This is a genomic window from Marinomonas primoryensis, assembly GCF_013372285.1.
GTDB classification, from domain to species: Bacteria; Pseudomonadota; Gammaproteobacteria; order Pseudomonadales; family Marinomonadaceae; genus Marinomonas; species Marinomonas primoryensis.
The window spans coordinates 1,579,625-1,592,912 of record NZ_CP054301.1 but is presented as its reverse complement, the minus strand read 5'-3'; the positions used below and the strand labels follow the sequence as shown (position 1 = coordinate 1,592,912).

Annotated in this window: 11 protein-coding genes and 1 pseudogene; 7 read left to right on the top strand and 5 right to left on the bottom strand. The window is 43.4% G+C overall.

All coding sequences use genetic code 11. The features are described 5' to 3' along the window. Positions 1-25: 25 nt before the first annotated feature. Positions 26-856: a helix-turn-helix domain-containing protein gene (locus MP3633_RS07235; RefSeq protein ID WP_176335048.1), complete on the bottom strand. Its 831-nt coding sequence runs from the start codon at positions 854-856 to the stop codon at positions 26-28. A gap of 210 nt (positions 857-1,066) precedes the next feature. Between MP3633_RS07235 and MP3633_RS07230 the strand changes: the two genes are divergently transcribed. Continuing rightward, a complete protein-coding gene (locus tag MP3633_RS07230; protein ID WP_176335047.1) occupies positions 1,067-1,552 on the top strand; it encodes a YHS domain-containing (seleno)protein in 486 nt (161 codons plus the stop codon). A 422-nt stretch (positions 1,553-1,974) separates the two neighbouring features. Here the strand turns inward: MP3633_RS07230 and MP3633_RS07225 are convergent, their stop codons facing one another. After that, positions 1,975-3,519 (bottom strand): alpha/beta hydrolase, encoded by a 1,545-nt coding sequence (locus tag MP3633_RS07225; protein WP_244959896.1) that lies wholly within the window; start codon positions 3,517-3,519, stop codon positions 1,975-1,977. 210 nt (positions 3,520-3,729) lie between these two features. On the opposite strand from MP3633_RS07225, the pseudogene MP3633_RS07220 reads away from it, so the two are divergent. Beyond that, a pseudogene (locus MP3633_RS07220) lies at positions 3,730-3,903 on the top strand (helix-turn-helix domain-containing protein); the annotation flags it as partial. Positions 3,904-4,146: 243 nt separating this feature from the next. Here MP3633_RS07220 and xdhC read toward each other — a convergent pair. The 3 genes from xdhC to xdhA are packed head-to-tail and all read right to left on the bottom strand — an operon-like array spanning position 4,147 to position 8,946. Then, complete coding sequence (gene xdhC / locus MP3633_RS07215; protein ID WP_176335046.1) at positions 4,147-5,043, bottom strand: xanthine dehydrogenase accessory protein XdhC; 897 nt, start codon at positions 5,041-5,043, stop codon at positions 4,147-4,149. Beyond that, complete coding sequence (gene xdhB / locus MP3633_RS07210) at positions 5,040-7,406, bottom strand: xanthine dehydrogenase molybdopterin binding subunit (RefSeq protein WP_176335045.1); 2,367 nt, start codon at positions 7,404-7,406, stop codon at positions 5,040-5,042. The genes xdhC and xdhB overlap by 4 nt, the downstream gene beginning before the upstream one ends. After that, positions 7,399-8,946 carry a xanthine dehydrogenase small subunit gene (xdhA, locus tag MP3633_RS07205; protein ID WP_176335044.1) on the bottom strand — a complete coding sequence of 516 codons (1,548 nt, stop codon included), beginning with the start codon at positions 8,944-8,946 and terminating at the stop codon, positions 7,399-7,401. The genes xdhB and xdhA overlap by 8 nt, the downstream gene beginning before the upstream one ends. A gap of 379 nt (positions 8,947-9,325) precedes the next feature. Between xdhA and MP3633_RS07200 the strand changes: the two genes are divergently transcribed. The 5 genes from MP3633_RS07200 to MP3633_RS07180 all read left to right on the top strand — a co-directional run bounded on the left by MP3633_RS07200 (position 9,326) and on the right by MP3633_RS07180 (position 13,230). Next, complete coding sequence (locus tag MP3633_RS07200) at positions 9,326-9,799, top strand: DUF2127 domain-containing protein (RefSeq protein WP_176335043.1); 474 nt, start codon at positions 9,326-9,328, stop codon at positions 9,797-9,799. 330 nt (positions 9,800-10,129) lie between these two features. After that, positions 10,130-11,125, top strand: coding sequence for an ABC transporter substrate-binding protein (locus tag MP3633_RS07195; protein WP_176335042.1), 996 nt, complete (start codon positions 10,130-10,132; stop codon positions 11,123-11,125). Between the two features lie 7 nt (positions 11,126-11,132). Next, entirely contained in the window at positions 11,133-11,954 is an 822-nt protein-coding gene (locus MP3633_RS07190; protein WP_217909063.1) for an ABC transporter ATP-binding protein, read from the top strand. Then, positions 11,932-12,729, top strand: coding sequence for an ABC transporter permease (locus MP3633_RS07185; RefSeq protein ID WP_176335041.1), 798 nt, complete (start codon positions 11,932-11,934; stop codon positions 12,727-12,729). Before MP3633_RS07190 ends, MP3633_RS07185 begins: the two co-directional genes overlap by 23 nt. Positions 12,730-12,753: 24 nt before the next feature. Further along, entirely contained in the window at positions 12,754-13,230 is a 477-nt protein-coding gene (locus MP3633_RS07180; RefSeq protein ID WP_176335040.1) for a nucleoside deaminase, read from the top strand. Positions 13,231-13,288: the final 58 nt, after the last annotated feature.

The following is a 13,288-nucleotide window of genomic DNA, read 5'->3' as shown; positions in this document are numbered from 1 at the left end:
AATGTCATCTTTAAAAACATAGCGATTAGCTTTCGTGGAACTTCTGCAACCACTCTTTTGGTGATAAACCCGTTTTCTTACGAAAGACTCTAGCCAATACAGAACCGTGTTCATAGCCGACTTTGTTTGCCACTAGGCTGACTGGTTTGTCTTGTATCAATAGTTGTTGTGCGGTGGATATGCGTAAGTCGGTTAAAAAATCGTTCGGCGTTTGCCCGACGGTATCTCGAAACAGTTCCGAGAATTTAGAACGTGACATAGCGGCGCTTTCCGCCATTAAGTCTAGCGTCCACGCCTCTTCTGGTGCTTCTTGTAGTTTCACCAAAGTCGGCGCCAACGCAGGATGACTTAACCCCGCCAGCATGCCTTGTATCACCAACCCTTCTTCAGACAGTTTGCGCAGCATTTGGATGAGTAAAATGTCACACATTTTCCCAACGATGCTTTTTTGCCCAAGCCCTGTCACACCGATTTCACTGAACATCCAATCAACGGTATTCGCCATCGGCCCGTCGTCTAAATTTAGATAAACCAATTTCGGTAAGCTCGACACCAATTGCTTTTGCTCTAAAGCCGTAAAATTAATCGCCGCACAAATTAGCTCTGCGCCATCCGTTTCATCGGCAATGACTTGGTGAGTCGTCGCGAACGGCAACAGAATAATCGCAGGTTGGTCGAACAACATTTTGTGACCGGAATCACTCAAGACGGTTAACTTACCAGAACGAATGTAGTGCAAATGACCGCCCTTTTCTGTTTCTAATGAGCCCAGCGTTTTCCCACCACAAAAACTCCCACTAAAAATAACCTCAGACTGAATCGAAAAGTTATCAATAATATTTTGTAATTTGTTCACGAACACCTACTTTTTTTGCCGATTTGGACGATTGGTTTCATTTTATGGATATTTCGATGCCTTTCATGATCAAGAAATAAATAGACTGATTTCATTCACTTAAGGGACTTAGTTAGTAAGCACGACAAGCCATAAGTTCAACAGCTTTTCGCTAACGCCTCTTAACGTGTGGGTTTTAACAACTTATTGAAAACAACAAAAGGTAAAATTATGAACATTTCTAACTTGATCAAAAACACAGTCGCAGCAACAGTTCTTTTTGCTAGCGTAGCAAGCTTTGCCGCAGACATCGATGCAAACGCAGACGCGAATGATTTGGCGATTAAAGGCTATGACACCGTTGCTTACTTCACCATGAGCAAGCCAGTATTGGGCAGCCCAGAATTCACCTCTAACTACAAAAATGCAACATTCCGTTTTGTCTCTGCGGCAAACCGAGATTTATTTAATAAAGACAAGACAAAATACGCACCTCAATACGGCGGTTACTGTGCCATGGGCGTCGCGATGAACTTGAAGTTTGATACGGACCCAACTGCATGGAAAATTGCCGACGGTAAATTGTATTTAAACCTAAACAAAGGCACACAAAAGGTCTGGTTAAAAGACGTTCCTGGCAACTTAATCACATCAGAAAAAAACTGGCCTGAGCTAAAAGGGTTAACACCTCAAGAAGCTAAAGCGAAAAACGGCTAATCCGCATTAATGATTGATCGTTTTGATGAAACCAGTGTCTCTTCCTTGAGACACTGGTTTTTATGATTTTTATACACTGGTGAAAAAGAGAAAACCACCTTAGAACCAATGACTAAAATGTAAACAAAAGAAGCTGTTAGTTTATGAGCTGTCCCATTAGATAAAAAATATGTGCAAGGGGAACACCATGAAGCAAAGCGTTGAATTGGATCTAGACATTGGAAGTGAACATATTGTGATACAGCGTCGATACGAAGCGCTAGGCGCATTCAATGTGATAATAATCGGCGTACTTTCCTGAACTAACTATTACTTCTTGAGCGAAAAGTAGAAAAGTAGAAAAGTAGAAAATGAAAATATGACGATTGATAAATACTTCATGTGATCCTGTAGGCATAACACCGCGTTCAGCGGTTTATCCGCTATAACGTTTTTTTAGGTTGACCTTCCAAGAAACTATTTACTACTTGAGGGAACTCCCGCATAAACTTTATAAAGTCTCTTTCCGCATCTTGAGTTGCTGGTATTTTCCCTTTAATGGCTTTAATGAAATTCGCTTGCTGGGAATTAATAGGCTTTATTGTCTCGTTGACTAACATAATAATGTATTTTCCTGCATAGCTGATTAAATGCTGGCTGAGAAGGCTATAATCACCCGTTAGCTTCACATCGAAACCACCATTATTAAGTAATTTGATGTGTGATTCTGGAAAAATATTTTTTACGCCAACCATATTTTCCTGCAGGTGATGGATCATTTCTTTATTTTCTAAAATACCAACATGGCTGCTGTTAAAACCAAACTGATTATAAGATTGCCTTTGTGCTTCTGGGTTCAATTGACTTAAAAGTGGTACAACTCCATCGCTGTTTTCACCCAGTTTTAACACACTGGAATTATTATAGGCATAAAATAGTTGGTGATTGACAAATTCAGGCAATGGTTTTCTATAAAGTTCTTTTATAAATTGACTAGTTGGATTTAAGTCTTTCCATGATGGCAATACAATTAAGCCATGCTTCTCACCTAAAGCCGCAGCAGGGTGACCTCCGAATGGACTTGCTATACTAACAAATAATTTAACTTTATTTTCTGTCGCCTTTCCTTGATATTTATTAAATGCTTCTCGAGCGATAAGCCCGCCCATACTGTGAGCGACCACAATCATAGGCATATCCATCCTAGGAATGACGGCCCCCGAAAGAAAAATATTGTAAAAAAGATCCGCTAACTGATCTAGATCGCCACCAGAGGGGTAATAGAAAAACCAAGCTTTATAACGTTCTTTATCCATATTTTCAATAATCGTTTTAAATTCTCTCGAACTACCACCAATCCCATGTACAAAAATAACGGGGATTTTATGCGCTACATCTTCTTTCAAAGCGTAAAACATAGTTGGTGCATATTCTAGAAAGGAAGCAGGGTCGTACATACCCATAGTCGAAATATTTACATTAAATATTGGGTCATCTAGACTACGAATGGTTCCTGTTGGATAATATAGGGACTGCTCTATCTCCATACTGTCAGGTACCAAAATAGTTTCAGCCCAAGTTATCCTTGAGCTTGCCGTTATTTCGATATTCACATCCTTAACAATTTTTTCTGGAAAACTAGTAGTATTTAAAACAAGTTCCCTCTTACCTACTATTTCAGATTGTTGAAACTCCCGATCTTTATTTATGTCTGCATATATTAGTAAAGTGTAAGTCCCTTCAGGAAGGTTTAAACCATAATGCGTCCCTGCTCCTTTAAAAAACATTGTGTCAACTCGTTCATACTTTTTGAATCTACTGGAATAAGCGGCGATAGCCATAGATACATTCGAATAATTATTTGATTGAGCTATTGACTTACCCATGATAAAAAAAGTTTCTTGATCTAGCATGTGCTTTAAGTTGACTTGACTGGGGTCAGCATTTTGAAGTTTTTTATATTCCGTCTGGATAGCAGAATATTTCATGTAAGAACATGACGTCAGCATAAAAGACAAAAAAACAGTTATAATATTAATTCTTTTAATCAAACCATATACTCCGAATAACTTAATCTCTGATATAGGTACAACATCCTAAATTCAGATAATAAGTGCGACACTGCAAGTCAGGTGTAGAAGAAGCCAACTGCTGAAGTTGGTACACTTCTTTTCACCACAAAATTAAGCAGTACAAGCATAAGTTATCAGAAGTTTACCGAAGGGAAAAGATATCAGATTTCAGTTCTTTTAGAACGAAAAATTTCAGTATCCGAGATAGCGAATACCATTAAATGCCATAGAGCAACAGTGTATCGCGAGTTAAAACGAAATAAGAAGTGCCCTAAGGAAGCACAAGAGGCCTGCTTAAAAAGAGGACTATTTGAAAGGACTAAAGAACCCCTTCTTCCGTCTTCCCCTTGAAGAGAAAGGGGAAGAGACTTGACCGTAGGTTTGAATAAGTTACTCGTTAACGAACAATGCCTGATTACGGTCGTGCCTCCCTCATGCAGGCATACGTAGTGATGGTGGTAACGTTTGGTTTGTGCCAAAGGCAAAAGAACCCCATCTTCCCCTTCCTCTTCCCCTTGAAGAGGAAGGGGAAGAGACTAAATCTTAAACCTCTGAGTTCTCTTTCGTTTCGCTTATTTCTTTTACATCACTCAAGGTGTTGTTTATTTCTTTCCATGTTAATCCGCTGCGTTTTTTCGTTTCCGTTTTGTTTTTCTGGGTGATTTGGATGATTTTCGCGGCGATTGAGATGGCGATTTCAAACGGTTTTTTGCCTGCAACATCTGGCAATCCAACAGGGCAATGCACTGATTCAATTTCTGCTGGGCTAAACGAGGCGCTGACGAGGCGTTTTTTGAAGCGTAGCGCTTTGGTTTTCGAGCCGATTAGGCCGATGAATCGGCAATCTTTTCTGTCCAATAACGCTTCCACCAGTTGATAGTCCAACGCGTGGTCGTGCGTCATGACCAAGGCGATTTCGTTATGACTCATGTGGTCGATATGATCGAGCATGGATTTATAAAGAAACGGTGTGACGTTACTTGGCAAACCTTTGATAGTTTGGTCTTGAGCAAGGTTCTCACGACTGTCGATCCATGAGATTTTCGCCTGCATGTTTCCCAATACGTTCACTAAGGTCGATGCCACATGACCCATTCCAAAGATGGTAATTTTAGTCGCGGGTTCTGGAAAGTATTCCAACAACACACTCACGGCGCCGCCGCAACATTGGTTGGTTTTCGCGGCGAGCGGAAAGTTTTCCAACACATGAGAAGCGCCAGTATGCTCACCGTTCAACATGTCGCGGGCTTTTTGACAGACAGCGTATTCCAGCTGGCCGCCGCCGATGGTGTCGAAGCTGTGATTCGCGGTGATGATCATCTTGCTGGACGATTCCCGAGGCGCGGAGCCTTGCGTACCAATAACAGTGGCAATCACCCACGCTTGTGCGGCTTTTTCGACTTCGGCCAAGGCTTGAATCCAACTCATGGAAGACATCATAAGTTGGCCGCCTGATCTTTCTCAGTCTTCTGTTTTGACTGGCTTTCTGACTGGAACGCTTGTGCGGCTTGCATGCCATAAAACACCGCTTCCGGCGTTGCAGGCACTGCCAAAGGTGGTGAGAACTGATAATCACACACAGACGCACACGCGTCTTTCAACGCACACCAAACGGAAATGCCGAGCATCAATGGCGGTTCGCCAACGGCTTTTGAACGGTAAACCGATTCTTCACTGTTGGCGCGATCAAACAGTGTCACATTGAATTTTTCTGGTACATCTGCAGAGGTGGGAATTTTGTAGTTCGCAGGGCTGTTGGTCGTAATGCGGCCTTTTTCATCCCAACTGAGTTCTTCCGTTGTCAGCCAGCCCATGCCTTGTACAAACGCGCCTTCGATTTGACCAATGTCGATGTCAGAGTTTATGGAGTCGCCTACGTCGTGCAATATGTCGACTTGCGTGACCTTATATTCGCCAGTGAAAGTATCAACAATCACTTCTGACACGGCGGCGCCATTGGAGAAATACAAGAAGGGTCGGCCTTTTGCGGCTTTTCTGTCGTAACCGATTTTCGGTGTTTTGTAGAAGCCTGTTGACGACAACGACACACGGTTCATATAAGCAAGTTTGATGAATTCTGGAAAGCTCATTGTCTCGCTTCCCAAAACCACTTGGTCATCCGTAATGGCAAAGGCATCGGCTGCGATACTAAAATGTTCCATGGCGAATTCTTGCAAGCGCCCTTTTATCGTCACCACCGCGTCCAATGCCGCCATGCCGTTTAAATCTGTTCCTGCGGATGCCGCGGTTGGCGAGGCGTTTGGCACTTTGTCCGTTCGAGTCGAGCTGACATTGACACGTTGATAATCGATTCCAAACGTCTTGGCGACAATTTGCGCGACTTTAGTGTACAAGCCTTGGCCCATTTCCGTTCCGCCGTGACTAATGTGAACACTGCCATCGGTGTAAACATGAACCAACGCGCCACCTTGGTTTAGGTGTTTTGACGTGAACGAAATACCAAATTTAACCGGCGTCAGCGCCAAACCTTTTTTAAGAAAAGGGCTTTGCTTGTTAAATTCACGAATCGCTTCACGACGAGCTCGATAATCAGAGGTTTCTTCTAGCTCTTCGATCAGGGTCAATAACACATTTTCTTCAACGTCTTGTCCGTATGGGGTTTTTGTTTTGCCTTCTTGGTAGCAATTCAGTTTACGAACATCGAGGGCGTCTTTACCGACCGTACAGGCAATTTCTTCGATGACAGCTTCGGCCAATAACACGCCTTTTGGTCCGCCAAAACCACGGAATGCTGTGTTCGATACCGTATGGGTTTTGCCTCGATAACCGCTAATGCGCGCGTTCGGTAAGAAGTAAGCATTATCCGCATGGAACATGGCTCTGTCGACCACGCCATCGGACAAATCGGCCGTACAACCGCACTTGCCTACCATGTCGTATTCGGCGCTGATAATCTCGCCTTCTGCTGAGAAGCCCACTTCATAACTGTTCCAAAAATCATGACGCTTGCCTGTTTGCACCATGTCATCTTGGCGAGGCATACGGTACTTAACGGGGCAACGATTACGAATCGCTAACACCGCCGCCATGCAACCTAACACCGCCGCTTGAGATTCTTTACCGCCAAAGCCGCCGCCCATGCGTCGAACTTCAACCAAGACTTGCGCTACGGACAAACCGAGGACTTTCGCGACCAGCTTTTGCACTTCCGCTGGATGCTGAGACGAAGCGTAAACCAAAACGCCGCCATCTTCATTTGGCACCGCGACACTGATTTGGCCTTCTAAATAAAAGTGTTCTTGGCCTTTGATGTAAATGTCCGATTTTATTTTATGAGGCGCCGTCTCCATCGCGGCTTTTGCGTCGCCACATTGAATCGTGTGGGTTGGTAATACAAACTCTTGTCGCTCTAACGACTCCTTCGGATGCAGCGTACTTATTCTTGGTTTGTAGACGATTTCTGCCAGCTCAACCGCTTGCTTTGCGATACGTAAACTGGTCGCCGCTACCGCAAAAATAGACTGTCCGATGAAATGAACAAAATCCCCAGCCAACAATAAATCGCCACTCAGTACCGGTGACACATCGACTTCACCAGGAATATCAGATTGTACGATCACATCCACCACGCCAGGATACGCACGTACTTTGTCTAGATTAATGCTGACGATGTCTGCGTGCGCTTCGGTGGATTTACCTGTCGCTATGTGTAACTCGTTTGGCCATTCAGGCATGTCATCAATGTAAATCGCTTGGCCTGTGACGTGTTTAACAGCTGACTCATGCATGGGAAGCTTGTCACTTTTAAAACCAGTTACTAAATCACTAGGTAACTTACGCATGAGTCATTCCCTCCTGACCGGTGATCTCATTTCCAAGAGAAAGCATGGATTCTGATAATGCATGACCTGAGAAAGTCGGAACCTGCGTGCCGTTTAATTCTAACCATGCTTTTTTGATTAAGTTACACGCCATGTCGAGTCGATAACGGGAGCTGGCTCGCATGTCGCTTAATGGCGTCAATTCGCTTCTTAGATTCTCAATGGCTTGCGTTAACGCTTGTTCATCGTTAATGCTTTTGCCAACCAAAGACTGTTCTGCTGTTACCGCGCGAATCGGTGTGGCTGCCATGCCGCCAAAGGCGAATCGAACGTCACAGATTTTGTCATGATTTAATTCAAAACGTACGGCCAACATCACACTGGATATATCGTCTTCCATTCGCTTGGAGACTTTATAAAAACGATGAAATTGTTCCAACTTGCTCAATGCTAAATCAAACGAAACAATCAACTCGTCTTTTCCTCTTTCTTTTGCAAGAACAGTCGTCTTATAACCTTGGTAGAAGTCGTTAATGTTCACGACTCGTTTGCTGCCGTCAGTTTTGACCAATTGCATGTCTGCATCAAATGCCAATAACAAAGGCGGTAGATCCGCAATCGGCGAGGCATTGGCCACATTGCCGCCTATGGTGCCACGGTTACGAATTTGTCGAGACGCAATGCGGCTTAGCAGGTTATAAATGTGTGGGTAGCGTGTTTTGCTGAAGTATTCCAATTCACTGTAAGTAACAGATGCGCCTAAGGTTAACGTCGTGCCATTGCCTTGAATCTGTTTTAACTCAGCGACATGAGACACATCGATCAAAGTACCAAAGTCATGGAAGCGCTGCGTATTTTCCAGCATCAAATCCGTGCCACCAGCAATCATTATCGCGTCCGCATGAGCGGTTTTGACTTGAAGCAGTTCTGCTAATGTCGTTGGCTGTAAATAGGATTGATTGCTGAGGGACGCTGGTTTTTCGACTTCTTTAAAAGCCAACAACTGAGACTTAATATTGTCGTTTTTGCTCATCAGTTCGATAAATTTCGCATCTTTAGCGGTTCTCACCATGTCCAATCCTGCATCGATAATCGGGCGATAACCGGTACAACGGCACAAGTTGCCGGAAATAGCATCGCACACAGACTCTCGGTCTATGGCTTTATCAGAAGATTGGCTGTTCTCAAAAAGTCCAGCCAAAGACAAAACAAAACCCGGTGTACAAAAACCGCATTGAGAACCATGATGTTCCACCATGGCTTGTTGAGCAGGATGTAATCCACCGCTCGCCTTCCCCCCAAATTCAGATAAATATTCGACAGAGACTACATGTTTACCAGAAAGAGACTGAACCGGTGTAATGCAGGAATTAAACGTTGAGTAATGCAGCTCACCCTCTTTTATCACGCCGACAAGCAGCGTACATGCACCACAATCACCAGACGCGCAACCTTCTTTGGTTCCCGTTAAACCACGCTCCTCTCGTAGGTAGCGTAACGCTGTAAAGTCGCTGGGGAGCGTATTATCGTCAATGAGTTTGTCATTTAAGAGGAATTTCAAAGCACTCTCCTTCATTAAAGTAGTATCTAAAGTTATCGTTGAAATGCAAATATCTGACCAATCGTACAGATTTTAAAAAGAAAACTATAGTCAGCTGCTAAATAATTAAATTTGTGCCACCTATTTGAGGCTTTTGAATGTCTAGTCACCAGTAAAAGAGCGATCAAACTAAACAACGCTTTTCAAATCAAAACCGCTTATTTTCATAAATGTTATTTGTTTTTCAGCAACCTAATGGCTTAGTACTGGTACAAACCAAGTATGCGCTTTAGTATCACCACTACAATTCAAAGCATAGACGCCTACTGTACAGAAGCGGTGTTTTTTTGCTTCTAAAGACACGTTATACACATACTAATTGGCTTATTAAGAGATCGAGATGACATCATCGAAAAATGGGCTAAAAGCCATTGCCATAATAGAAGCGTTTAAAGGCTTACTCGCTCTTTTGGTTGGTTTTGGACTTCATGCGTTAGCTGGACGAAACTTACAACAGGTTGCAGAATCCATCGTCAGTCACACGCACTTAAATCCTGCAAGCCATTTCCCCAGTGTTTTTATCCATGCGGCGAGTTCAATTTCAGACCGTAATATAAACTTAATTGTTATTGGCGCTCTCGCTTATTCACTGATTCGATTCGTTGAAGCGTACGGTTTATGGAAAGCGTTTGTTTGGACGGAATGGTTTGCCTTGGTAACAGGGGCAATCTATTTACCATTTGAAGTGTATGAAATCGTGTCTCATACGCATATTCTGAGCATCAGCGTATTTTTACTAAATGTCGCCGTGGTTTGGTATATGGCCCGTGTACTTCAGAGTAAACGAAAAGAAAGAAACGCATCTACTAGTTAGTATCAAAGCCAAATAACTAGCATCAAAACCAAATAATGGCTCAGTTAACGATCAACACCCCTTCTATGAACAACATTCAAAGCAACGCCATACCTCTATAAAGCAATCCAAACCACCCTGCCGTGGAATCATGCACTATTTTGTTTCACTCACACTATTTTTACTATCTACACAGCTTCTTATCAAACAAAAAAATTAAATTATTCATATTTAATTCAACAAGTTAAGAAAATAAATAACCATACATAAAAAATGGAACAGTTGTTGCTTTACACATTACCAGTGAAACAAAAGAATCTCACCTCATCATCTAATGTTCGGAGCCTACCTATGAAAACAGCAATAAAAACCACTTTTCGTCTTTCTCTATTAGCCGGTCTGATCGCAAGTACTTCTGTCATAGCAGCAGACAAGGTGACCTTTCAATTAGATTGGTTGCCAGGTGGCGATAAAGCACCGGTTTATGTGGGTATTCAACAAGGATTTTTTGCCGATGAAGATCTAGAAGTCAAGATTGCCAGCGGTCGTGGTTCTACCGATGCCTTGACGAAAATGGCAACGGGTCAATCTGATATCGGTAGTTCGGATATTGGTGCTTTAATGGCGGCAAGGGCGCAAGACGATGTCCCTGTTGTGGCGGTGCTTCCTTACTTCACTCAAGCACCTCATGCATTTTTTGTTTTAAAAAGCAGCGGTATCGAGTCGATTAAAGATTTGAAAGGCAAAAAAATCGCCACGTCACCTTTCACTTCGTCAAATGCCTTTCTGCCTCTGGTCTTAAAACAAAATGGCCTAAAAGAGAGCGATATTCAGTTAGTAAAATCCGATCCGGGTGCGCTTTCTCCAATGATGATCACAGGCAACACAGACGCCATCATCGCGTGGGTAACAAATACGGCGCTGTTTAAAGCTCAAGCAGAAGGTGCAGGCAAAGAAATCATTGAAATGCCATGGTCAAACTCTGGTTTATCGCTTTACAGCTCTTCTCTTTTAGCTTCTGAGCGTTTTCTAGAAGAACGTCCAGACGTAGCAAAACGCTTTATTAAAGCCTTTGCTAAATCCATTGAATTTTCTTATCAATTCCCAGATAAAGCCGGTGAAGATCTTCATAAAATGGTGCCAGAAGTGGATGCTGCCATTGTTTCTGCTCAGCTCAAAAGCATCACCAATTTGGTTTATAACGATGTCACGAAAGAAGATGGCGTTGGCCATTTCACACCAGCACGCATTCAAAAAACATGGGAATACGTGGCAGAAGCAAATGGCTTAACAATGGACGCTCTCGATCCAGCGACGACTGTAAACAGCAATTTTGTACCGGAGTAATAGCTGAATGGACAATGTTTTAGAAAACACTTCAGATGGCATTTCCGACGACGAAAAAGCCGCTTATGTAAGCATGAAGGGCGTAGGTCATAAATATGATCCACGCCCTGATGCGCCGATGGTGGTGCAAGATATTGATCTTGATATTCACCGTCACGAATTCGTTGCGGTAGTTGGTCCTTCTGGATGTGGTAAATCGACTCTTTTACGTATGGTTGCGGGTCTTTTGATTCCATCCCATGGTCAAGTGTCGGTGTTTAACCTTCCTGTAACCGAACCTCGCGACGATGTGGGCATCGTTTTTCAAAAGGCCAATTTATTACCTTGGCTGACGGTTCGCAAAAACGTCTTGTTTCCTTTAAAACACAAATATGGCCGTTATTCCGCCAATGACGAAAAACGTGCAAACGAGCTGCTAGAAATGGCAGGTTTAACGCAGTTTGCAGACAAGATGCCGGACGAATTGTCCGGCGGCATGCAACAACGTGTCGGCATTATTCGCGCCTTGCTATTGAACCCAGACATTTTATTGATGGATGAGCCCTTCTCGGCATTGGATGCGTTAACGCGGGAACAGATCGGTTTTGATTTGTTGGATATTTGGAAAGAGCATCCTAAAACTGTGTTGTTTATCACGCATTCCATCTCAGAAGCCGTGTTGCTGGCGGATCGTATTTTAGTAATGAGTAAACGCCCTGGCACCGTATTGGATTTGATCAATGTGGATCTGCCTCGTCCACGCTCACAAAAAACCATTAACTCGCCGCGTTTTGCTGAATTAACCGACTTAATCCGAGGACACATTTATGAACCAAACACGCCCGCTTAAGTCCTGGATTCTGCATCAAGCAAACCGCTTTGCACCCGCATTATTTTTTATCGGTTTGGTGATTTTGTGGCAACTGGTTTGCCAGCTTGGCAATGTGCCAAATTACATATTGCCATCGCCGTCTGCGATTATTTCAGCGTTTTTCGATGTGGAATTTTCACGTTGGATGACTCATCTTTGGGCAACATTACGCGTCGCGTTAATGGGATTTGTACTGTCTATTTGTATCGCGCTGCCCTTGTCTATTGGCATGATGCGTTCTGAATTAATGAACCGAGTGCTCTACCCTGCTTTGATCGTAATTCAATCCACCCCTGTGGTAGCGGTTGCTCCTTTGATCATTGTCTTACTTGGCACAGACGACCCATCGCGCGTTTTGATTACCTGCTTAATTACCTTCTTTCCTTTGGTCGTATCGACCACAACGGGCATGTTAGAAACACCGCCAGAAATGATCGAGTTGAGCCAATCTTTACGCGCGCCGCGTTATCGTGAAACCTGGCAAATTCGTATTCCTTATGCGATTCCACATATTTTCAGTGGCTTACGCGTGTCGATCACTTTGGCGATTATTGGTGCCGTAGTGGCGGAATTTGTGGCTGCAGAAGAAGGTCTTGGTTACTTCATTCAGTTCTCCACCTCTTTCTTTAAGATTCCACAAGCCTTTGCTGGCTTGATCTTTCTGTCTGTTATCAGTTTGTTGCTGTTTAAATCGATACAGTGGATTCAGGCTTGGTGGTTTCCGTGGAGCCTTCCGAAGAAAAAAACAGCCTAAGAAATAATGATAGAAGAGTAAAATATGACACTTAATACGAAAGATACTGACTTTTTACGCCAAAGCTTTGCTCTTGCGGATGACGCTAAAAAACAAGGCATTCACCCTTTCGCAGCCATCTTGGTTGATGACCAAGATAAGGTGATCATGTCGCAAGTAAACGGCTACTTGCCTGACTTCGATATGACAGGACATGCTGAACGCAAATTAATGACCCGAGCCAGCAAAGCATACCGACCAGACTTTCTCGAAAAATGCACCATGTATGTCTCTGCGGAACCTTGCGCCATGTGCGCAGGCGCGGCGTATTGGGTGGGATTAGGCCGAGTCGTTTACGGGTTAAGTGAAGCGAGACTAAAAGAAATCACAGGGAATCATCCGGAAAATCCAACCTTAGATTTACCTTGTCGCGCGGTGTTTGAATCGGGACAACGAAAAGTCGAAGTCATCGGTCCTTGCCTTGAAGACGAAGCCGCGGCACTGCAAGAAGGTGTCTGGTAATTAATACAAACTGTAAAAACACGGAGTAGAAGCAGTCAGACGTATATTATTATACGTT